This is a genomic window from Edaphobacter lichenicola, from assembly GCF_014201315.1.
GTDB lineage: Bacteria > Acidobacteriota > Terriglobia > Terriglobales > Acidobacteriaceae > Edaphobacter > Edaphobacter lichenicola_B.
In genome coordinates, this window is the sequence record NZ_JACHDY010000001.1 from 68585 (window position 1) to 87905 (window position 19321).

Below are 19321 nucleotides of genomic sequence, written 5' to 3' on the forward strand. Positions count from 1 at the left end.
GAGGAGTACTGGCGACTCTGCGCATGCGGCTATGTCCCATCGTATGCAGGCGAAACCCCCGAGTCAACGCGTCCCGCGAGAACCTTCGCCCCCGAGCAGTATGATGCAAAAGACATGACCAAAGGAAGGTTGAAGACGGTTCTCTGGGCGGTGCTCCCGCTCGCAGCAGGGCTCGCCTTGCGTCTTTGGTATGTGCTGCATGCAGGCCGCATCGAAGGCGACGCGCTCATCTATGGAGGCATCGCCAAAAACTGGCTGAGATACGGCATCTACGGGTTCACCCTCGGCACAGACCTCCCGAAGCCAACGCTGATCCGCCTCCCAGGCTACCCCCTCTTTCTCGCCCTCTGCTTTCGCATCTTCGGCTTCGACCGCTACGTCGCCATCATGTACCTCCAGTGCGCGATCGACCTCGGCACCTGTCTCCTGATCTCCGCGCTCTCAGGCCGACTCTTCGGCCGCCGCTCCGCCAAAGCCGCTCTATGGCTCGCAGCCCTCTGCCCCTTCACCGCCATCTATGCCGCGGCTCCGCTCACCGAGACCCTCACCCTCTTCACCATCGCCCTCACCTTTTACAGCCTCGAGCGTTGGCAAAGCGCCAGCGCACCGTTCAACCGCTGGCTCCTCGCGATCACCGCCGCCATGGCCTACTCCGTTCTGCTGCGTCCCGAGCAGGGCCTCCTCCCCGCCACCGTCATCCCCGCGATGGCCTGGATCGTCTGGCAAAAGTCCGTCAGGCAAAAGCCGGTCTGGCAAAAGTCCGCACGCCGGCTCTCTCTCCTCTGCTTCCGCCCTGTCGCAATCGCAGCCCTCTGCGTCGTCTTGCCGCTCGCGCCCTGGGCCATCAGAAACTGGCGCACCTTCCACGTCATCCAGCCACTCGCCCCACGCAGCGCCACCGACCCCGGCGAGACCGTCCCCACAGGCTTTCAGCGCTGGTATCGCACCTGGGCCATCGACTTCGCCTCCACTGAGCAGGTCTACTGGAACTACGACAGCACCGACCTCAACATCGACGATCTCCCCACCCGAGCCTTCGACTCCGAAGACCAATACCAGCGCACCGCCGAGCTACTCTCCGACTACAACCAGAACGCCAACGCCACCCCCGCCTTCGATCAGCGCTTCCGTGCCCTCGCCGAGCAGCGCATTCACACCCACCCGCTGCGCTGCTACATCGCTCTCCCCGCAGCCCGCCTGGCCAACATGCTCTTCCGCCCCCGCCCCGAGATGATGCAGATCGGCCTCGACTGGTGGAACTGGCACGAGTACCGCGGCAAGACCCTCCTCGCCTACGCCTCCGCAGCCCTGAACCTCGCCTACTTCCTCCTCGGAGCCATCGGCCTCTGGCTCTGGCGCAGTCGCGGCTGGCGTCCCTACACCGCGCTGGCCTCTGCGATGGTCGGCTTCGTCGTTCTCCGATGTGCCTTGCTCCTCACCCTCGACAACTCCGAGCCCCGCTACACTCTCGAGCTATTCCCCCTCTTCATCGTCTGGGCAAGCTGCGTCTTCCGCTCCCACACCGATCAGCCAGCCTTACCAAGAAAACAACAGCTACACTAGCTCCCATGCTGCAGCCCTATCGCGACCGCTTCAACGCGCAGTTCACCTCAGCCGGATACGAAGACCTCCTCGCCCAGCTGAACCGCCGCACCCGAACCACCATCGACTTCCGCGTCGCCGAAACCCCCTGCTTCTTCCCCAGCTCCCTCATGCAAGAGCTCGCCCAGACCGGCGCCCAGCTCACCCACCAGCTCCTCGACAACCCCGCCTACCTGCAGGCCTCCGAGCAGTGCGTCCCCGCGCAGTACCGCATGCCCAACCAGAACCCGCAGCCCAACTTCATGACCGTAGACTTCGGCCTGACGCGCAACCCCGACGGCACCCTCAGCCCAAAGCTCGTCGAACTCCAGGCCTTCCCCTCCATCTACGGCTATCAGGACATCCTCTCCCGCCAGTACCTCGCAACCTACAACCTCGACCCCGCGCTCACCTGGCACCTCGGCGGCCTCAACGAGCAGACCTACTGGCAGCTCCTCAGCAAAATCATCCTCAACCACCACGCCTCCGAAAACGTAGTCCTCCTCGAGATCGACCCCGACCACCAGAAGACCCTCCCCGACTTCCACATCTACGAGGACAAGCTGGGCATCGCCACCGTCGACATCACCACCCTCATCAAACGCGGCAACCGCCTCTTCTACCATCGCAACGGCCGCGACATCCCCATCCACCGCATCTACAACCGCGCCATCGTCGACGAGCTCGAGCGCAAGCAGATATCTCTCCCCTTCGACTACCGCGACGACCTCCAGGTCGAGTGGGCCGGCCATCCCAACTGGTACTTCCGCATCAGCAAGTTCTCGCTCCCCTATCTCGACCACCCCTCCGTCCCCAAGGCCGTCTTCCTCAACGACTGGGACGCCCGCCGCACTTCCGCCGGCCTCCCCTTAGACCTTCCCGAAGACCGCCAAAAGCTCCTCCTCAAGCCCCTCTACTCCTTCGCAGGGAAGGGAATTCAGTTCGCCCCCACCGACGACGACCTCAACGCCATCGCACCCGACCAGCGCCATCTCTATCTCTTGCAGCAGCGCATCGCCTTCGAGCCCGTCATCCAAACTCCCCACGGCCCCACCCAGGCCGAGATCCGCATCATGTACCTCTGGCCCGACGGCGAAGCCCTCCAACCCGCCATCGCTCTCGTCCGCCTCGGACGCGGTCTTATGATGGGCGTCGACCACAATCGCAACCAGTTATGGGTAGGCAGTTCCGCCGCCCTGTGCCCGCCGGTGTAACCCTCTACTCACAAAAAAGCTGGCGCTTGGGAAAAGGTGGGGTAAACTCCACAGTGTCAGTCATTGGCGGGTTTGCGTATCCATGTCCTATCTGCAATCCAGGTCCGGAGGAGGTCGAGTGGCTCAGTGGCAGATGCCAAATGGGGAAAATCCAGTTCGCACCGCAGTACGTTTCCCGATGAGACTTCCCATAAGGGTGCTGACAGAGAACGGCGAACTGGAAGCCATGACCGAGAACATCTCGGCCAACGGGCTGCTCTTTGTAAGTGATCAGTTACCGCGGGTGGATAGCAGAATCGAGTTCACGATCGCAATGCCCGCTGCCGTCATGGGTGCCGCAAACGATGTCACCATACACTGCATTGGCCGCGTCGTACGCCACTATTTGCAGAATGGAACGAAGAAAGCCGCCGCTGTGATCGACGAATATTCTCTAAAGGCTTGATCTATGACAGTAGTCAATTTTGACCCAATCCGAAGCAACGAAGACCTGCCGGAAGAGGACTCAACTCCCTCCGCAGGAATTCGTGTCATCCTCGCAGACTCGCAGGCCATCTATCGCGTGGGAATGAAGAAAGTCTTCGCGCTCGAAGACGACATCCGCGTCGTCGCTCAGGTGGAAACGCTCCAGAACCTCTACGCCGCTCTCCAGCGCTACCCCACCGACGTCGTTCTCCTCGAAGGCCAGCTCATCTCCGGAACCATCGACGCCATCCCCGAGCTCGTCCGTCAGGCCCCCGAAGCCAAGCTCATCGTCCAGGTCACCGAATCCGACGAGTCCAACACCGTCGAGCTCTACCGCCGCGGTGTTCGCGGTGTCGTGCCCCGCTCCATCTCCCCCGACCTCCTCGTTAAATGCGTCCGCAAGATCGCAGAAGGTGAGACCTGGATCGACAACCAGTCCATCAGCTGGGTCATCGAGGCCTACCGCTCCCAGGCCACCAGCCTCACCGACCCCAAGGTCCAGCCCAAGCTCTCCAAAAAAGAGCTCGCCATCATCAGCTGCATCACCCGCGGCATGCGCAACAAAGAGATCGCCTACCAGATCGGCACCACCGAGCAGGTCATCAAGAACTACCTGCGCAAGGTCTACGACAAGCTCGGCGTCTCCGACCGGCTCGAGCTGGCTCTCTACTGCCTCCACCACGAGCTGCTGAAAAAATATCTCGTCGACGCCGAAGGTCAGATGGCCCCCCACACCGAGCCCTCGCAACCCCTCCGCGCCAAGATGTAACTGCTCTCGCTACCGCAGTTGAAGTAGCTGCGACTTGTTGTTGCATCTGCTTCTTTTGCTATTGCAATTGCCGCTGCTCGTTTTTCTTAACCCAACCCAAACCCACGTCATCCTGAGCGAAGGTTGCTCTCGGCTTTTTGTGAGCAACGCAGTCGAAGGATCCCTGTATTTGTCTTTGCCGTTGCTGTTGTTCTTGCCTTTGCCGTTGTCTGCTTCTCCTCGTCTTCCAGAAGACCCGCATTTGCCCTCGCCGCCGCTTGTCCCCATAGATCTCGCCTGAAGATGGCGTTCCGCCAGCACGGAGACCAAAATGAACCCGAAACAGATCACGCCACAATCGTTATTAGTGGAGCTAGACCGAAGCTGCTTCTTGGTGGGTGTCATCCTGGTAAGCTCCTGGTTCTTCGCGGCGTTCTCTTACTTCTTGTCGAGGAGAACAGGAACCGATTGGTTTAGTCGGTCGGGTTCGGTGATGTGCCTGGTGGGCGCGGCCTCTACGTTCAGGCTCGCCGGGTTCTTGCAGCAAAAGCTCGCGACTGCGCTGAAACAAGGCTTCGCATCCGTAGAAAGAGAGATCGAGCTTATCCTGGACCCGCCCCATCGCTATCAACTGGTGTTGTACGTTGGTTATGCTACGGGCATCGTCGGCACAGTGATCTGGGGCTACGGCGACATGCTGCCTCGACTCCTGGCAAAGTAACAAGAGTGCCTCGCGGAAAAGTCTTCAAGTGAACCCACGCGATCTTACTTCTGTCCCTGGTTAGCCTGTCTTTCGCTGCTTGGGGGAACGATGCCTTTCAAACGTAAATAGGTGACCATGTTCCCGTAGTGTTCATCGGTGTGTGCTGTGTTGATTGAAAGGACAGAAAGCTTGGCCACATCGAAGTTCATCATCTTCACCATCTGACTGCCCTGCGCGTCAGTCATACCGGCAAACGCCTTGTTGCAGTAAGCCACGCCTTCCTTCAGCGCTGCCACAAGGTCTGCCTTCGAGGTCTTGGTTTTTTCGATCGCTTTCACGGGATTCGGTTCGCCGAGAGCCGTCGAGCAAAAAAGGTACTGGGCATCCGCCACGTGGCCGACTAATTGGCCAAAACTGCGAACATCCGGCGTTGGCTTGAAAGAGTAGTTTTCTTCCGGCATCTTCTCGGCGGCAGCAACTACTTCGCCGCTGACCACTCCATAAAACCCTTTTTCGCTGGCTGTGATTGGATTAGGCGGTGCGGTCGCCGGCGTCTGTGCGAGTACAGCAACGCAGGTGACCATCAATGCGACGAGCACACAACAAACTCTCTTACTCATGTAGACCTCCCTGATCTTTCATATACTGATTTGCCAGATCCTGATTTGCCAGATCATAGACACCGGCTGAACATAACTTCATCAACTGGAAACATCCACCAGGAACACAAGCGGCTGATTCGTGGGAAGTGACGTCCTTCAGCAGACGCCTACCTCAACCCGGGCAATCCTCTGTCAAGCCCCATGACCCCATAACCCATTCCCCCACAAGCAGATCCCCATGGCGCATTAGTTCCCCTCTACAGCTATACTCAAAGCAGAAAGAAAAAAGCCCCGGCCCAGGTCGGGGTTTGCCCTTTGCCATAAAAAGCTAACTAGCTGAATCAAAGTATTTTAGGAGCAACCCGTTTGGAATGAATGCTTTGCGAGCGTATACCGCCTGTAAGCCATTGAATCAAAGCGTTTTACTCCCAAAATACCCCCACCCCCGGGGGGTACCCCGTATCCAAAGCAACACAAGCGACGTCATAAAGATGTATCCTTCTGCTGGCATAAGGAGCCGAGAAACAACCCATGGGAATCGCAACCTCAACGCTGAATCTGGCCCAAGGCAAACTGAATGTGGCCGCGCCCTACCTCATCGAACAGACCTGGGCCGACTACACCCCCGAGCAGCACGCCATCTGGAGCGAACTCGTAACCCGCCGCATGCCCCAGCTCCGCCAGCACGCCTGCCAGGAGTATCTCGACGGCTTCCAGCAGATCGGCCTCCGCGAAGACCAGCTCCCCAACCTCACCGAGGTCAGCGCCCTCCTCCAGCCCCGCACCGGCTGGCAGTCCACCCCCGTAAGCGGCTTCCTCCCCGCAGACGCCTTCTTCGAGATGCTCGCCGCCCGCATGTTCCCCACCACCACCTGGCTCCGCTCGCGCGACTCCATGGAGTACACCCCGGAACCTGACATCTTCCACGACGTCTTCGGCCACGTCCCCATGCACGCCCACCCAGTCTTCGCAGACTTTCTTGAAAGTTACGGAAAGATCTGCGCCCGTCTCACCGAGCCCCAGGCCCTCGAGCGCATGGGTCGCCTCTTCTGGTTCACCGTCGAGTTCGGCCTCATCCGCCAGAACGGCGAGATCAAGGTCTACGGCAGCGGCCTCATCTCCTCCCACGGAGAGTGCACCCGGGTCCTTGCCGGAGGATGCGAGGTCAAAGACTTCGACCTCGACGCCGTACTCAACCAGGAGTTCCAGACCAGCGAGATGCAGCCCGTACTCTACGCCGTCGAATCCTTCGACCAAATCTACGAAGCCACCAAACAGGCCGAAGGCCGCCTGGGCTGAAACCGCCTCGGACCCGACCATCCGGGAACAGCTGAGGAGAAACCGGATGGCAGTTGAGATTAAAAAAGAACGGCTGCGGACTCTATAGCGCGCAGCCGTTCTTTTATGAGTCGATTGACTAACCGTTACCGGTGTCCGCCACCACCATGACCGCCACCGCCGCCGTGGAATCCTCCACTGCCACCGTGGAACCCGCCGCCGCCACCACCGCCGTGGAATCCGCCACCACCGCCAAATCCACCACCGTAACCGCCATGGTATCCACCGCCGTAACCTCCACGGTATCCACCGCCATAGCCTCCACGGTATCCTACGCCGCCGCGGTAACCGTAGCCGCCGCGATAGCCGTAGCCGCCCCAGCCGCCGCGGTAGCCATAGTAGCCGCCGCGGAACCACGGGCCGGCGCCGATGAAGATGCCGCCGCTAAACCACGATGGACCGTAGTAGCCATAAGGAGCGCAGGCGTAGGGATAGTAGCCGTAGTACCCGTACGAGCAGACCGGAGCCCCATAGCCGTAGCCCTCATAAACAGGGCCACCGATGCCGACACCGACTGAGACCTGGGCGTGGGAGTAAGCCGCTGCCGGAACAATCAGCAAGGCGAGCAGAGCGAAATAGCGTAGAAAGCGCATCTTTAAATCTCCTGAGCAAAGCCCAGTACGCCGTCAGGCGTCAGTGGCTGTGCAGGATCCAGTCCTTTTGAAGAGGCCCGGCATCCTGATGTGTAAGAACGCAAAACGGGAAAAAATGTTGTGCCTATGCGTCAAATCTTGTGCTGTACGTCAATTTTGGTGGTCGACTTGCAATGAATTGCGTAACGGCGACCCGACCTGCCATCTTCGTCGGGCCGACGCCAACTGACAGCCTGACGTCACTACGCCTGCCCCATCCGTGGTGAAAAAGCGTCGACGTCAACAAGAATTCCCATTTGGTAAACAAAAAAGAGAGAAAAAGAGAAAACAATTCGCTAGTGCAGGGTAATATATTCCCAACTGTGCAAAGATTTGGCTTGAATACTGCAACTTCCAGCAGGTTGAACGTGCCTTCTATTTTGGTCCACTGATTGCACTAGCATCAACGTTCGTCCAACAAGGCATTATTTGGATGGACGAGAACTTTCTTAGGGGATTTATGCGTCGCTTTGCCTATCTTTTGCTTCTGGTGATCTTTGTAAGTGTCTCTGCCTCATGCGTAAGCGCATCGACCGACTGCGAGCGTTGGTTTGTCGCCTATCGCCAGGAGCTGGCGCACTCCCGCCAGATCCAGCGTATCGCTGCTGCAAAGCACCGCGCCAAGCTCTACGCTCAGCGCAAGATCCAGCCTCAGCCGAAGCCAAAGCTGATTCCCGCTGTCGCACCGGGCCCTCGCATGACTCGCCCACAGACGCTCCACCGAATCAACCTGGCTTGTGGTGTTCTACCCGACGGCGGCAGCGATGGGCCGCTCCTTGCAGAGGAGACACCAGGCCCTCTCCACACCGAACTCCCTCTCAGTGAGGGTATCGATCTCCTGCCAACCGGATTGGGCGAGCCGATCGCCTCCAACAACGTCCCACCGCCTCCTTCCTATGGAGGTGTCTCCCCCGAGCTTCCGCAGGGCGGCCCACCCGTCTATACGCCAGTCTTCGGCGGAGGAGGCCTGCCTCCCGGCACTCCAGGCAAGGGAGCAACAGCACCGCCAAACTCTCCTGGCACCCCAGGAACCCCCACCTCTCCAGGCACCCCGGGAGCCCCCGGAACCCCAGGAACTCCGGGCGCACCAGGAACACCCGGTACCCCAGGAACACCCGGCACCCCGGGGACACCAGGAACTCCGGGCACCCCGGGAACACCCGATACCCCAGGAACTCCAGGAACCCCTGGGACTCCCGGCACGCCTGCTCCACCGGTCCCGGTTGTTCCAGAGCCTTCCAGCTACGTCCTCGTCCTGACGGGAGTGATCGGCGCAGCTGGTGTAATTCGTCGCAGATTCAAAGCCTAGGAATGTCTCTTAGCCTATTGTGACCTGCTACGGCACTTGAATAGCATTGCCGATCAGCAGGATCACAGGAGCAGGACCCACCGCGCTATCGTCAAGCTGGGCAAGAGTTGTACTGTAAACATGCTCATCCGCCGCAGTTGCCTTGCTGATCGCAACACAAGGCGTCTCACCGGCGATTCCTGAAGAAATAAGATCCTCTGCCAGCGCACGAAACCTGCGGCCCGGCATATAGATCACCAGCGTAGCGTCCTCCGGCAGAGCCTTCGCCCACTTCGGCGTCAGCTCCAGCTTCTCCGCCGCATGGTGCGCTGTAGCGAGAATCAGCTTTGAAGCTGCGCTGCGATCTGTCAGCGGCGTCTTGAGTCTAGCGGCCGCAGCAAACGCAGTCGTAATGCCGGGGACGATCTCAAACGGAATCTTCGCCCCACGCAGTGCGCCGATCTCCTCGCCCGCGCGCCCAAAGATCAACGGATCGCCGGACTTCAGCCGCAACACGGATCGGCCCGCCTGCGCCGCCCCCAGCATAAGAACGTGAATCTCGGCCTGCGTAATGCGCGGCTGCCCACACCGTTTCCCAACCGAGATAACTTCCGCCCCCCCATGGGCCAGCGACAGGATCTCAGCTGAGACCAGATCATCAGGCAGAATCAGATCAGCTGTTTCAAGTAGGCGAAGAACCCGAAGCGTAAGCAGGTTCGGGTCACCGGGACCGGCACCTGCTAGATAGACGGTTCCAGGCTGAGCAGCAGCGTTCACGATTTCTTCTCGGGTAATGGATTCTTCAAAGCATGTTCGCGGGCAAGCAGGCGAGAGGGGCAGGCCTCATAGCCGCACACCTCACGCTGTGCGAGCTGGTGAAGCAGCCACTTCCGCTCTTCATTCAGCGGCTCCGTCTGTGTTACCTCGCGGCGCAGATTCCCGAGGTCGGTCAGCCAGTCGCCGACGTCCAGCGGTAGTTGTCCATTGATCTCTTTGCGCAGCCTCTGTGCCAGCGCCGGGCTAGCCCCTGCGGTCGAAATAGCGATCTGCAGATCACCACGCCGCACGACAGAAGGAAAGTAAAAGTCGCAAAACGGCGGATCGTCCACCGCATTGCAGAGGATGTCTTTCTCGGTCGCCTCTCGGAAGACGGCTCTATTCACCACAGGATTATCGGTTGCGGCAACCACCAGGAACTGCCCCAGTAAATCGCCTTCGACATAATCTCGGCGCAGCCACTCGATCTCGCCTGCCGCCGCCATCTCAACAACACGAGGACGGGCCTCCGGCGCAATCACCATCACCTTGGCGTGAGCGGCCAACAGCGAGTCGATCTTCGCTTCAGCAAGATTGCCTGCTCCAATCACGACGCATGGTCGGCCGGCAATCTTCAGAAAGATAGGAAAGAGATCCATGGAACTAGGCTACTCTCCCGGCGCGTGGCGGCCGGCGCCGACCGGCGGAGCATCGCGTTCCACTGGATCGATCACTGTACCCGCAAGCTGGGCGCGCAGGCTATCGTCATCAGTGCGCGCAAAGTAAGCTCGCAGATCTTCTTCCGGCTGACGAGCCTCAAGATACCCCCGCAACAACCGCTCAATAGCATCCGGGACATCGTCCGCCGCAGCACGATAACCTAATGGTCGCGCAGTCCGAGCGAACTTACCCACCGCTCCTCCCACGCAGAAATAGAAGGCGTCCACCAATCTCCCGTCCTTCTTGATCTTCTTGCCCTCAAGCCCAATGTCAGCGATCCAGTGCTGTCCGCAGCTGTTGGTGCAGCCTGTAACGTGAAGCTTGATCTGCTGGTCGAAGCCCGGCAGGCGCTCTTCCATCTCACTGACCAGCCACTTCGAAAAGCCCTTCGTCTCAGCAATCGCCAGCTTGCAAAACTCCGTGCCGGTGCAGGCGATCGCTCCCCGCCAGAAGGCTGAAACATCCACGTGCAGCTCCAATCCATTCAGCGCCAACACCAGATCGGTCGTCTTCTCGTTCGGCACATTGACGATGAGGATATTCTGCATAATCGTCGTGCGAAGTTCTCCGCTTCCATACTGGTCTGCCAACTCCGCCAGCTGATGGAGTTGCTCCCCCGAGAGGCGGCCACGCAATACGCTCGCGCCCACCGACGACCAACCAGCCTGACGCTGCGGCGCGACGCCGATATGATCACGATAAACATCATCAGGAATCACGTCCGCGGTGACCGGGCTCGGATCCAATTTGTAACCCAGCTTGGCCTCTAATGCCTCCAGAAAAGACTCCGCAGTCCAACCATGCCGCATAAACAGATACTTGATGCGAGCGCGAGTGCGGTTCTCACGCAGCTCCTGTTGTTCGCGAAAGATCTCGGCCGTGGCATGCACAGCCGCATACGCCTGATCCTGCCCAATAAACACAGGGATACGCACCGCAAGGTGAGGTTCCGTCGACAGGCCTCCACCCACCCGCAACGTATAGCCAATCTCTTCCTTTCCGTCGACCCTGCGTCGAATGGCCGTCAGCGCAACATCGTTGATCTCCGGATACGAGCACCACAGCGGGCAGCCGGTGACCGAGATCTTGAACTTGCGTGGCAGGTTATAAAACTCAGGATTGGCCGTGAGTTTGTGCGCAATCTCTACAGCCAGCGGTGAAGCATCGATAAGCTCGTGTCCATCGATTCCAGCCAGCGGACAGCCCGTCACGTTGCGGACAACATCACCGCATGCGCCCTTTGGGCTGAGCCCCACCGCAGTGAGCGCATCCACCACCTCAGGCAACGCCTCGATGGTCAGCCAGTGCAGCTGTATATTTTGCCGCGTCGTAATATCCGCAAGATTCCGAGCGTACTTCTTCGTAAGATCCGCAATCACGCGCAACTGTGCGCTGGTGAGAATCCCGTTCGGCAGACCGATACGCATCATGAAGTACTCGGTCGCCTTCCCCTCGCCACCGACACCTCCGGTGGCTCCCACACCATCGCCCTGGGTATAGATCCCCCACCACTTGAAGTAGAGGCCAGCCCACTCCGGAAGAACAGATTCGCGGCCCTCTTTGGCAAACTGGCGAACCTCCTCCCACGCCTCCCACGGATTCTTCGCCAGCTTCAGGCGTTCCGACTTTTGCGCTTTGGTCTCTTTAACAACGGCTGTGGCTGGAGTGCTCATGAGAAGTATCCTTTTGTGTAGGGCAGAAACAAGAAGGCCCACTTTATTCAGTGGGCGCTGGTGGCTTTGCTAAGAAAAGGGAGACTTATCGGGTAAGTCTACAACTCAGGCAAAGGCAACGGCGCACGCGGTCGTGACAACACGTGCGACAAGCCATTGGCATAAGCTGAGTCAAACTCACCATCCCTCTAAGATAGTTGTCGCAGGACCACACGTCAAGGCTTCTCTATCTGCCCAGCGCACTCATCACTCAATCCGCCTCTGCGAGTGAGAGCTTGTGCCGAACATCCGAACCGCGAACCCAGAAGATTACATCTTCGGCGATATTGGTGGCGTGGTCCGCCGCCCGCTCCAGGTTCCGCGAGATGATGATCGCATTCAACGCCTGCCCGCTCACCACCGGATGCTGTTGCATCACCTCAATCAACTCATTCTGCACATCGCGGTTCATATCGTCGATCTCATCGTCCATAGCAAGCACGGACTCCGCCAGCTTCGCGTCCGCCTCCAGCAACGACTGAATCGCCCGGCGGATCATCACCCCAACCTTCTCGCCCATATCCGGTATGTCGATCGGCAGAGAGATCTTCGGAGAATCCTGCAGGTACTGGGTCCGCGAAGCGATGTTGGTCGCTTGATCCCCAATGCGTTCCAGATCGCCGTTGATCTTAATCACCGACAGGATGAAACGAAGATCGATAGCCATAGGCTGCTCTTTGGCCAGCAGGTCGTACGCCATCTCGTCTACATCACGTTCCGCCGCGTTGATCGCCGCTTCGATCTCCTTCACGTGGTCGCAAAGACTCAGATCCCCGGTAAGATAAGCTTCCAGCGACAACGAAAGAGCCTGCTGCGAAAGCGCAGCCATGGCGAGAAGTTTGTCTTTGAGAGCGACCAATTGCTGTTGAAAGTTGATACGGGGCATTCGGGAGACCTTCGATCTGGGAGCGTTCCACTATTGTGACGTAAATAAGGCGAAGAGACCAAGGAATATTATGACTTCCGGCTCCACGAATGGTACACAATTCGTGTCACAGGCGGATTACTTGTAAAGCAGGTAGGTCTGGCGTTGGCGCTCAAAAGTAGCCAGGTCCGTCGCCCATCCGGCTGCGATCTTATGGGGATCGTCCAGGTTGGTCAGCGCCTGCATCGTATCCACGTTTGTCACCAGGTACGCAGCCTTTGCCAACTGAAACTCTGGATAGAGATGATGCAACGCACTGAGCAGTTCGATCCCCATCTCAGGCGAATTGAAAGCAACTCGGTCCGTCACAGTAAAAGCAATCCCAGGGATCGACTTCCCGTGAGAGGGATAGTGATTGGAGTCCTCTGCAACCGCAAAGTTAGTCGGTGCGAAGCTCACTCCAGCAATCTTTCGCGCGGTCAGGTAAGCTGCCAGCTCCGGCGCATTGATGTAGGGCGCGCCAATATGCTCATAAGGTTTATCCGTTCCGCGGCCAACAGATATGTTCGTCATCTCAGCCAGACCCACAGCGGGATAGAGCGTCGCCGCCGTCGGAGTCCGCAGGTTCGGGCTCGGATTTGTCCACTTCAATCCCGTCTCATCAAAGTACTGTGTGCGAGACCAGTTCTTCATCGGCACCACAACCAGCTGCGCGTGAATGGGAACCAGAATGTTAGGCGAGGTAGGACCCGAAACTCGCCGTTCGCTGTTGAAATAAAGTGCAAGCTCCCCAAGAGTCATGCCGTTGCGCACAGGCATCGGCATGTAATTGTTATAAGACTCAGCCCCTGCATCAGACACTGGTCCCTGCACCGCCACACCCCCGTTTGGGTTCGGACGATCCAGCAGAATAATCTCAATATGTGCCTGCGCCGCCGCCTCGAGAAAGTATCCAACCAGCGCTTCATAGGTGTAAAACCGCACTCCTACATCCTGCAGATCAATCACCACAGCATCAAGATCTTTCAGAGACTCGGGGCTGGGATGGCGCTGTTCAGGCTTCGCGCCATAAAGGCTCAGTATCGGGAGCTTGGTCGCAGGATCCACATCATTGCCGATTTTGACAGTATCCTTCGTCCCCAGAAGACCATGCTCGGGCGAGAACAACGTCTTCAGCTCAACCTCCGGCAAGCTGTGCTGCAAGATGTCGATCGTCCGTCTGCCTTCGCGATCAACTCCGGTCTGGTTCGTCAGCAACCCGAGCCTCAAGTGGTCGCCGTGGCGTTTCGCAGCCTTCGCCAGAGCCTCGAAGTGAGTCGCCTCAAGCACGTCAACTCCCGTGAGCGTCTCCGTGCTGGCAATAGTAGTGGAATGCTCGACGTCAACACGCATCGCACGGGCTGCAGCGGAGGCTACCTGTCCCCGCAAAACTGAGATAGGTGGCGCGCCACGCGGATGAATCGCATTCGACAAAATAACGACAAAGCTGTCGCTCTCCGGATCCATCCACAGTGAGGTCCCGGTAAACCCCGTATGCCCGAAGCTCCCGATCGGAAACATCTCGCCGCGCGGCCGCGAAAACGCCGAATTGATATCCCAGCCAAATCCCCGCACCGCCACGCCGGTTGTTGTCTTTCCATCTGGAGTAAAGATCGTTGCGCCGGTCACCGCGGCAGTCGGCTGCTCCGGCTCTGTCATCAACTTTAAAGTCGCCTGACTCAACGGAAAGTTGCTCGCCCTCCCGGCAAGCCGATCCAACAACCCCTGGGCGAACAGCGCAACATCCGCAGCCGTAGAAAACACTCCAGCATGCCCCGCAACTCCACCCATTCGTCGAGTAGTCGGGTCATGCACAGTCCCGCGCAACATCCGCCCAAAGTCAGGATTCGTAGCCGTACCTTGATCGTCATAAGCGGTAGGCGCGATCTGCGGAATCCACTGTTCGCGCCGCCATCCATCCGATTTGCAAGGATCAAATCCATGGCCGCCGGCGTTCGTCAGCAAACCAGTGCTGTCCGGCAGCGTCCCACATGCTTTATCCACAGGCAGATATCTCGTATGCGTCATCCCCAGCGGCCCGAAGATATGCTCCTGCGCATACTCCTCCAATGGCTGCCCAGTGATCTTCTCCACCAGCGCCCCTAGCGTGATGAAGTTGATATCCGAATACTTGAAGTGCGTCCCCGGCACCGTCTCCAGCGTCGCACTCATCGCGCGCCGAATCCCCTCCGCCTTATCCGGAGCAGCCAACCCCCACGCATCCTTTAGGTCAATATCCTCCGGCAAACCCGAGTAGTGCGTCAGCAACTCACGAATCGTAACCGCCTGCTTCCCATTCACCGCAAACTCCGGCAGATACTTCGCCACCGGATCGTCAAACTGAAGCTTATGCGCCTCATACAGCTTCATCACCGCCGTAGCCGTAACCAGGCACTTCGTCAGCGAAGCCATATCGAAGATCGTGTCTTGCGTCATCGGCTCCACAGCAGGTTCAAGCGCCCGATTCCCATACGCCTTTTCAAACACGGTTCTTCCATCATGGTTGATGAGCACTACCGCACCCGGTATCTTCTTCGCGCTGATCGCCTCATCCACAAGCGTCGAGACCGCGCTGAAGTCATAGCCCTTACTCGTCTCCGCTTGCGTTACTTCCGCAGCCCCTTGCGATGGAAGCAGAAAGGGAAGAGAGAGCGCGATCACCATCCCAGCTACCTTAGCCGCCGATCGTTGCGACTTCCGCTTGGTGCCATCCCCGCGAAACAACAAGCTCCCAACCGACCCAACCGCAAAGGTGACGATCGACCCAATCAGCACATACCAGGTGAACGCAATATGTGGAATCGTGATCGGTCCAACCTTGATCACACCCGGCGAGAGCCAAAGCAAAAGATTCAGCCCAAACCCGCAGATCATCCCCAGAATCGCTCCCGTCTGCGTGGCGTATCGAGTCAGCGTTCCTAGCAGGAACACACCCAGCAAAGCCCCGTAGGCCACCGAGGCAATCGACAACCCCACCTCCACCACGTGTCCCTTCCCGCCAGCAAACACGCTATACATCGCAACCCCAAACAGCACCAGTGCCCAAACGACAGTGCTCGAGCGCGAGATCATCATCCGTTCGCGGTCATCCGCCTCCGGCCGCCAATGCATATAGAAGTCCACCACCGTCGTCGAAGAAAGCGAGTTCAACGCCGCGCTCAAATTCGACATCGCCGCCGCAAGAATCGCAGCCACCAGCAGCCCCGCAATTCCAATCGGCATCTCCCGCACGATGAACGTCGGGAAGATCCGATCTGCCGACGCGAACACCGCCGGATGCAGCCCGTAAAAAACATACAGCCCCACACCGATCAGCAGAAACAGCGTGAACTGCAAAAAGATCACCGCTCCACTCGCCAGCAGCGCCAGCCGCGACTCCCGCAGACTCCGCGCCGCCAGCATCCTCTGCACCATCAACTGATCCGTGCCATGCGACGCCATCGTCAGGAACGTCCCCCCCAACACGCCCGCCCAGAACGTATAGCTCTGCGTCAGGTTCAGCGCAAAATGAAACAGCCGAAACTTACCCGCCGCCGCCGCGACTTCGTGAATCTGCGACCACCCCCCAGGTACATGCGTTCCCAGCGTAAAGATCGCAACCATCGTCCCGCCGATATAGATCGCCATCTGCACCACATCGGTCCAGATCACCGCCGCCATCCCGCCCTCGAACGTATACAGCAGCGTAAGCGCCGAGATAATCCCAATCGACAACACATCCCGCGTCCCAATCGCGATCCCCACCACGATGCTCACCGCGAACACCCGTACTCCCTCCGCCGCCGCCCGAGTCAGCAGAAACAATCCCGCAGTCACCTTGTGCAGCGTATGTCCGAAGCGCTGATCGATCAGCTGATACGCGGTCAACATTCGCCCCTCAAAATATTTGGGCAGAAAGATCAACGCCACCACCACGCGGCCCAGCATGTACCCGATCACAATCTGCAGAAATCCGAAGTCCCCCGCAAACGCCACACCCGGAATACTGATGATCGTCAGCGTACTCGTCTCCGCAGAGACGATCGACAGCGCAATCGCCCACCAGGGAATCGTCTGGTCAGCCAGAAAATAACTGCGCAGCGATCTCGCATTCGGATCTTTCCCGCTCCGAAATCGCAGGCCGAAGAGAGTGATACCGATCAGATAAACGACGATCAAACCGAGATCGAAGGGATGAAGGCGCGTTGGAGTTACGGCAGCATACATTCGTGCCAGTGTATAGCGACACGCCGCCTGCACGCAGCAGACCGCGCCACACCCAGATGCGCCGAACGAAGGTTGCACCCACAGAGGGTTCCGCGTCCCTGCGCCTGACATATCATTTCAAGGTATGGCTCTGTTTCTCGCGATCGACGCAGGCGGTACAAAGACACGTTGTCTCCTTGCCGATGAGACGAAGATCCTGGGCCACGCCATCACCGGAAGCGTAGAGCTCACGCGCGTCAGCGAAGCGGAGGCCTCCTCCCACCTTCGAGCGATGCTGGCGGAGGTCTCTCAGGTAGCCAACGTAAGCCTCGGCGAGCTCTCGCAAACCTGTGTCGGACTCGCCGGTCTATCCATCGATGCCGTTCGCGAGTGGCCGAGCGCGAGATTGGAGCCGTCATCGGTGGGGACCTGCACCTCATAAGCGACGAAGAGATAGCCCTCGAAGGCGCATTCCGCGGCGGCCCCGGCATCCTCATCATCGCCGGCACAGGCTCGAGCATCATCGGCCGCGCCGCCGACAGAGCCATATATCAGGCTGGCGGCTGGGGCCCGTCTCTGGGCGACGAAGGCTCCGGCTTCTGGATAGCACAGGAGGCTCTACGCGCTGGTTTCTGGGCCAAAGATCGCGGTGTCGCAACCACCTTGCTCGCCGAGATCGGCGAGTTCTGGGGACTCAAATCTCTCGGCGAAATCGTCGAGATGGCTAACGCCCGCCCCGGTCCAGACCTCCCAGCGCTCGTCCCAATCATTGTGCGATGCGCAGAGGCCGGTGACGACCTGGCCATCGCTGTCCTCGAGCGCGCAGGCGTAGAGCTTGCCGAGCAGGTGGCTCTCGTCGCCTTGAAGATGAAGGAGTCCGGCGGCAGGCGCAAGATCGAAGCGGCCTGCACCGGAAGTATTCTCGAGCACATCTCGCTGGTTCGCGCAGCAATGGTAGCCGCTCTCAAGACCTCTTCCCCCGGAGTAAAAGTCCTGGAGGGCGTCGTCGATTCTTTGGAAGGCGCGCTCTGGCGGGCAAGGGAAGCAGCCAGAACAGACTCGTAACCCTCCGCCTGAAGTTAGCCTCGGCGATCGCGTTAGTGTCCTCCTAGACGAACCTCTTCGGCTCGCAGCGCAAGCCCCCGCGCCACTGACGTAAATTCATTGCCTGTACGCACACGCGGTGCACCAAACCGGGATTCGAAGATGCGACGCACCGCGGGAACGAAGCTGGTTCCTCCGGTCAAAAACACTCGGTCAACCTCTCCTGCAGGAATGTTGCTTGTAGCCAGCAGGGTATCGACGCACCGTTCAATCGACTGCAACTCTTCCGCGATCCAGCCTTCAAACTCCTTGCGCTCAACCGTCGCGACGAGATCCATGCTTCCATCGCGAAAGTGAAACTCGGCAGACTCGTGATGCGACAGCTCAACCTTCAAACGCTGGACAGCCTGATGTAGCTGATATCCAAGATCCTCTTCGATCAAGTTGATGAGCGCTTCGATCTTCTCCGGCTCCTGCGCCCGCGCCCGTGCGCTCTTCAGAATCTCCGCGACATTTCGCGTCTTCAGAAACGAGAGGTAGTGCCAGCGTTCCAGGTTGGCATAGATCCACGCTGGAGCCGCCGGGATGATGCTCGCCGGCCGGTCCGGAGCCTGCGCGTAAGACCGCTCAAAGCTATCAGAGCCAAGCGCCGGAGAAACCAGCTTACGGACAATCCGAGCGTCGAAGCTGTCACCGGCCAGCCCAAGCCCGCTATTACCCAGAAGATCCTTAGCCGTCCGCCCACGTGCGCGAACGCCGGGACCGACATGCAGCAACGAGAAGTCGCTCGTGCCGCCGCCGAAATCCCCAATCACAATCAGTTCGTCATGATCGAGTGTGGACTCGTACGCGTAGGCCGCCGCAATCGGCTCCAACTCGAACTCTACCGACTCGAAACCAGCATGGACGAACGCCTGTCGCAGTCGCTGCGCGGCAAACTCATCATCTTCTACGCTCTCCGCACCAACGAAGCGCACGGGCCGTCCCACCGTAGCATGGCGCACTGGCCGCCCCATCTGCCGCTCGGCAGACAATCTCAGATCGGTAAGGATACGAGCGATCAGGTCTTCAATGGTGTAACGCCGACCAAACACTTCAGTCCCGGTCAGCGTCCGGCTGGTGAGATAGGACTTGAGAGACTGAATCAGCCGGCCCTTATGTTCAGCACGAAGATAGTGCTCGATCGCCTGTGGCCCACTAAATCCTTTAATTTGCGTACGACTCGCATGCCTCTGCTGCTCCAAATACAGCACAGAGCGGAATGACTCCGTCGTCGCCGCTCCCGCAGGAAAGGAGACCAACTCCACTTCGCCCTTCCCGCAGGTAAACGCGATGGAGCTGTTCGTTGTGCCGAAATCAATTCCGAGTGAGGGGCCGATGGAGTCCGTCGAAAGCATGATCTTCTAGATTGCCAGATCTTCCGACTTCA

17 protein-coding genes are annotated in these 19321 nt (G+C 58.9%); 9 read left to right on the forward strand and 8 right to left on the reverse strand.

What is annotated here, in order from left to right:
- Positions 1-114: 114 nt before the first annotated feature.
- The 5 genes from HDF09_RS00320 to HDF09_RS00340 all read left to right on the forward strand — a co-directional run bounded on the left by HDF09_RS00320 (position 115) and on the right by HDF09_RS00340 (position 4729).
- Positions 115-1563 (forward strand): ArnT family glycosyltransferase, encoded by a 1449-nt coding sequence (locus tag HDF09_RS00320; RefSeq protein WP_183760178.1) that lies wholly within the window; start codon positions 115-117, stop codon positions 1561-1563.
- 5 nt (positions 1564-1568) lie between these two features.
- Positions 1569-2795, forward strand: coding sequence for an ATP-grasp domain-containing protein (locus HDF09_RS00325; RefSeq protein WP_183760180.1), 1227 nt, complete (start codon positions 1569-1571; stop codon positions 2793-2795).
- 118 nt (positions 2796-2913) lie between these two features.
- The gene (locus tag HDF09_RS00330; RefSeq protein ID WP_311718241.1) at positions 2914-3240 is read left to right on the forward strand and encodes a PilZ domain-containing protein; all 327 of its coding nucleotides are present in this window, start codon (positions 2914-2916) and stop codon (positions 3238-3240) included.
- A gap of 3 nt (positions 3241-3243) precedes the next feature.
- Positions 3244-4029 carry a response regulator transcription factor gene (locus HDF09_RS00335; protein WP_183760182.1) on the forward strand — a complete coding sequence of 262 codons (786 nt, stop codon included), beginning with the start codon at positions 3244-3246 and terminating at the stop codon, positions 4027-4029.
- 310 nt (positions 4030-4339) lie between these two features.
- Positions 4340-4729, forward strand: coding sequence for a hypothetical protein (locus tag HDF09_RS00340; RefSeq protein WP_183760184.1), 390 nt, complete (start codon positions 4340-4342; stop codon positions 4727-4729).
- A 44-nt stretch (positions 4730-4773) separates the two neighbouring features.
- Here HDF09_RS00340 and HDF09_RS00345 read toward each other — a convergent pair whose 3' ends face one another.
- Positions 4774-5331, reverse strand: coding sequence for a DinB family protein (locus HDF09_RS00345; protein ID WP_221269971.1), 558 nt, complete (start codon positions 5329-5331; stop codon positions 4774-4776).
- Positions 5332-5844: 513 nt separating this feature from the next.
- On the opposite strand from HDF09_RS00345, the gene HDF09_RS00350 reads away from it, so the two are divergent.
- On the forward strand, positions 5845-6612 hold the full coding sequence (locus tag HDF09_RS00350; RefSeq protein WP_183760186.1) for a phenylalanine 4-monooxygenase: 768 nt from the start codon (positions 5845-5847) through the stop codon (positions 6610-6612).
- 125 nt (positions 6613-6737) lie between these two features.
- Here the strand turns inward: HDF09_RS00350 and HDF09_RS00355 are convergent, their stop codons facing one another.
- On the reverse strand, positions 6738-7244 hold the full coding sequence (locus tag HDF09_RS00355) for a hypothetical protein (RefSeq protein ID WP_183760188.1): 507 nt from the start codon (positions 7242-7244) through the stop codon (positions 6738-6740).
- A gap of 499 nt (positions 7245-7743) precedes the next feature.
- On the opposite strand from HDF09_RS00355, the gene HDF09_RS00360 reads away from it, so the two are divergent.
- The gene (locus HDF09_RS00360) at positions 7744-8592 is read left to right on the forward strand and encodes a PEP-CTERM sorting domain-containing protein (protein ID WP_221269972.1); all 849 of its coding nucleotides are present in this window, start codon (positions 7744-7746) and stop codon (positions 8590-8592) included.
- Between the two features lie 27 nt (positions 8593-8619).
- Here HDF09_RS00360 and cobA read toward each other — a convergent pair whose 3' ends face one another.
- The 5 genes from cobA to HDF09_RS00385 form a co-directional block, all read right to left on the reverse strand.
- The gene (gene cobA, locus HDF09_RS00365) at positions 8620-9348 is read right to left on the reverse strand and encodes a uroporphyrinogen-III C-methyltransferase (protein ID WP_183760191.1); all 729 of its coding nucleotides are present in this window, start codon (positions 9346-9348) and stop codon (positions 8620-8622) included.
- Entirely contained in the window at positions 9345-9986 is a 642-nt protein-coding gene (locus HDF09_RS00370) for a precorrin-2 dehydrogenase/sirohydrochlorin ferrochelatase family protein (protein WP_183760193.1), read from the reverse strand. Before HDF09_RS00370 ends, cobA begins: the two co-directional genes overlap by 4 nt.
- Positions 9987-9995: 9 nt before the next feature.
- Positions 9996-11720, reverse strand: a complete 1725-nt coding sequence (locus tag HDF09_RS00375; protein WP_183760195.1) for a nitrite/sulfite reductase — start codon at positions 11718-11720, stop codon at positions 9996-9998.
- Positions 11721-11970: 250 nt separating this feature from the next.
- Positions 11971-12645 (reverse strand): phosphate signaling complex protein PhoU, encoded by a 675-nt coding sequence (gene phoU, locus HDF09_RS00380; RefSeq protein WP_183760197.1) that lies wholly within the window; start codon positions 12643-12645, stop codon positions 11971-11973.
- 117 nt (positions 12646-12762) lie between these two features.
- Positions 12763-16869 (reverse strand): sodium:solute symporter family transporter, encoded by a 4107-nt coding sequence (locus HDF09_RS00385; protein WP_183760199.1) that lies wholly within the window; start codon positions 16867-16869, stop codon positions 12763-12765.
- Between the two features lie 124 nt (positions 16870-16993).
- On the opposite strand from HDF09_RS00385, the gene HDF09_RS00390 reads away from it, so the two are divergent.
- Entirely contained in the window at positions 16994-17290 is a 297-nt protein-coding gene (locus tag HDF09_RS00390; RefSeq protein WP_183760201.1) for a BadF/BadG/BcrA/BcrD ATPase family protein, read from the forward strand.
- Positions 17239-17913, forward strand: coding sequence for an N-acetylglucosamine kinase (locus tag HDF09_RS00395; protein WP_183760203.1), 675 nt, complete (start codon positions 17239-17241; stop codon positions 17911-17913). The genes HDF09_RS00390 and HDF09_RS00395 overlap by 52 nt, the downstream gene beginning before the upstream one ends.
- Before the next feature lie 32 nt (positions 17914-17945).
- On the opposite strand, the gene HDF09_RS00400 is transcribed toward HDF09_RS00395, so the two are convergent.
- Entirely contained in the window at positions 17946-19289 is a 1344-nt protein-coding gene (locus tag HDF09_RS00400; RefSeq protein ID WP_183760205.1) for an Hsp70 family protein, read from the reverse strand.
- Positions 19290-19321: the final 32 nt, after the last annotated feature.

What these genes read in the sequence shown, in the direction of transcription:
- HDF09_RS00320 (WP_183760178.1), top strand. Translation starts at nt 115, where the DNA reads ATGACCAAAGGAAGGTTGAAGACGGTTCTCTGGGCGGTGCTCCCGCTC.
- HDF09_RS00325 (WP_183760180.1), top strand. Translation starts at nt 1,569, where the DNA reads ATGCTGCAGCCCTATCGCGACCGCTTCAACGCGCAGTTCACCTCAGCC.
- HDF09_RS00335 (WP_183760182.1), top strand. Translation starts at nt 3,244, where the DNA reads ATGACAGTAGTCAATTTTGACCCAATCCGAAGCAACGAAGACCTGCCG.
- HDF09_RS00340 (WP_183760184.1), top strand. Translation starts at nt 4,340, where the DNA reads ATGAACCCGAAACAGATCACGCCACAATCGTTATTAGTGGAGCTAGAC.
- HDF09_RS00345 (WP_221269971.1), bottom strand. Translation starts at nt 5,331, where the DNA reads ATGAGTAAGAGAGTTTGTTGTGTGCTCGTCGCATTGATGGTCACCTGC.
- HDF09_RS00350 (WP_183760186.1), top strand. Translation starts at nt 5,845, where the DNA reads ATGGGAATCGCAACCTCAACGCTGAATCTGGCCCAAGGCAAACTGAAT.
- HDF09_RS00355 (WP_183760188.1), bottom strand. Translation starts at nt 7,244, where the DNA reads ATGCGCTTTCTACGCTATTTCGCTCTGCTCGCCTTGCTGATTGTTCCG.
- HDF09_RS00360 (WP_221269972.1), top strand. Translation starts at nt 7,744, where the DNA reads ATGCGTCGCTTTGCCTATCTTTTGCTTCTGGTGATCTTTGTAAGTGTC.
- HDF09_RS00370 (WP_183760193.1), bottom strand. Translation starts at nt 9,986, where the DNA reads ATGGATCTCTTTCCTATCTTTCTGAAGATTGCCGGCCGACCATGCGTC.
- HDF09_RS00375 (WP_183760195.1), bottom strand. Translation starts at nt 11,720, where the DNA reads ATGAGCACTCCAGCCACAGCCGTTGTTAAAGAGACCAAAGCGCAAAAG.
- phoU (WP_183760197.1), bottom strand. Translation starts at nt 12,645, where the DNA reads ATGCCCCGTATCAACTTTCAACAGCAATTGGTCGCTCTCAAAGACAAA.
- HDF09_RS00385 (WP_183760199.1), bottom strand. Translation starts at nt 16,869, where the DNA reads ATGTATGCTGCCGTAACTCCAACGCGCCTTCATCCCTTCGATCTCGGT.
- HDF09_RS00390 (WP_183760201.1), top strand. Translation starts at nt 16,994, where the DNA reads ATGGCTCTGTTTCTCGCGATCGACGCAGGCGGTACAAAGACACGTTGT.
- HDF09_RS00400 (WP_183760205.1), bottom strand. Translation starts at nt 19,289, where the DNA reads ATGCTTTCGACGGACTCCATCGGCCCCTCACTCGGAATTGATTTCGGC.